This is a genomic window from Stenotrophomonas sp. Iso1 (assembly GCF_027497995.1).
Lineage (GTDB): Bacteria > Pseudomonadota > Gammaproteobacteria > Xanthomonadales > Xanthomonadaceae > Stenotrophomonas.
On sequence record NZ_JAODBT010000008.1, the window covers coordinates 1 to 1,170 of the forward strand.

1 protein-coding gene is annotated in these 1,170 nt (G+C 62.8%); it reads left to right on the forward strand.

The annotated features are described in order from the left end of the window. The first annotated feature begins 219 nt into the window (after positions 1 to 219). Positions 220 to 1,143 (forward strand): IS110 family transposase, encoded by a 924-nt coding sequence (locus PAN08_RS17975; protein WP_269792869.1) that lies wholly within the window; start codon positions 220 to 222, stop codon positions 1,141 to 1,143. Positions 1,144 to 1,170 lie beyond the last annotated feature (27 nt).

Genomic DNA, 1,170 nt, shown 5'->3' on the forward strand with positions numbered 1-1,170 from the left:
CTAACGCCTTATGTCTTGAGTTTCCCCTAGCCTAGGTGCCGAGAGCCCGACGTGCGAGCCCGATAACGCCTCGGTGTCAGCACCACCGTAATTCAGCAGGGGCCGCACGTCGGATCTCGCGTCCAGCGCCCGAACAGTTGATCGAGGTTTCCCTCGAACTGATAAGCGTGGGCCTCGGGCGCGATGCTCTCGACCAGCCAACTGTAGCGGAGAACCGACATGACGGCAGTAGGGATCGACGTGGGCAAAGTGAGCCTGGATCTGGCGATAGAGGGGCAGATTGAAGCGGCTCGTTATCCCAACACCGCGGCAGGAATTACCAAAGTCATCAGGCGGCTGCAGACATTGAAGGCAACGCGGACTGTGGTGGAAGCCACCGGCGGTTATGAAGAGCCGCTGCTGGAAGCATGTTGCGATGCCGGGCTGTGGATTGCGCGGGTGAATCCACGCCAAGCCCGCGATTTTGCCCGTGCCACCGGCGAGTTGGCCAAGACCGACGCCATCGATGCCCGTTTGCTGGCACTGATGGCGCGGCTGTTTGCCGACCGCCTTCGCCCCTATCTCGCTCCGCCGCCGTGGCAGCGCGAAATGCGCGACTGGCTGCGTCGAAGGGCCCAGGTAGTCGTGACGTTGCAGGCACAGAAACAGCAGAGCGCGATGGCTCCAGTATCGGTGCGCAAGCTGGCGGCCCGCACCATCGCTGCACTGACCCGCGAACAGGCGGCGATCAATCAAGCCATCCACTCGCTGATCAAACAGCACACCACTCCCGCCGTCCACTCCAGCAAGGGGCTCGGTCCGGTGTTCCAGGCAACCGTATTGGCGCTGCTGCCCGAGTTGGGTCATCTCGACCGCCGGCAGATTGCCAAGCTGGTCGGCGTGGCGCCGATGAATCGGGATAGCGGCCAAGGCTGCGGACAACGCCGCATCCGTGGAGGCCGATCGCCGGTGCGAGTGGCGCTCTATATGGCCACGCTGTCAGCGGTGCGTTGGGATCCGCTGATGAAAGCGCATTACCAGCAGCTACGCGAGCGCGGAAAGCTGGGCAAGGTCGCGTTGGTGGCCTGCATGCGCAAGCTGCTGGGAATCGTCAATGCCAGGCGACGTGATGAACTGCGTGCCGAGGAGTTAGCCATGGCCTGAGCTGCAGCTTCACAAGACAGTTGCTGA

Bases quoted from the DNA above. Each gene is read 5' to 3' on its own strand.
- PAN08_RS17975 (WP_269792869.1), top strand. From the start codon at position 220: ATGACGGCAGTAGGGATCGACGTGGGCAAAGTGAGCCTGGATCTGGCG.